The sequence below is a fragment of the Proteiniphilum sp. UBA1028 genome (genome assembly GCF_002316955.1).
Classification (GTDB): domain Bacteria; phylum Bacteroidota; class Bacteroidia; order Bacteroidales; family Dysgonomonadaceae; genus Proteiniphilum.
On sequence record NZ_DCEN01000049.1, the window covers coordinates 33,516 to 33,929 of the forward strand.

Consider the following 414-nt stretch of genomic DNA (forward strand, 5'->3'; position numbering starts at 1 on the left):
TACCATGTTGGCATATAGGTTTGTGGCAACATTGGCATCGGTGGTGTCTGCCTCAATTGCTTCTTTGGCCGCTTTCAGACAGTTCTCATAATCTTTTTCGTTGAAATAAATATTTGACAGGATATTCAACGATCCGGCAAAATCGGACCGGTAGCCTGTCTCCCTGGTCAGCTCCAATGCCTTTAATGCATACTCTTTGGCTTTTGCATAATCTTTGTGATTGGTATAATAGACCATGGCGATGCCTTGCAGGGCAATAGCCTCGGCTGCTTTTTGATTGCTTCTGCGAAAGATATCCGCAGCCGATTCTGCATAGCCCAGCGAAATGTCAAAGTTTTTGCGCTTCAGGGCTATTCTGCTCAAACCATCATAAGCACGTCCCAGGTTGTACATGTCGTTAGCCGGCAGGCTTTC

1 protein-coding gene is annotated in these 414 nt (G+C 46.1%); it reads right to left on the reverse strand.

Annotated elements, in window-relative coordinates; genetic code table 11:
* A partial coding sequence (locus tag B3Z75_RS08540) for a hypothetical protein (protein WP_294070167.1) occupies positions 1 to 414 on the reverse strand: 414 nt, incomplete at both ends.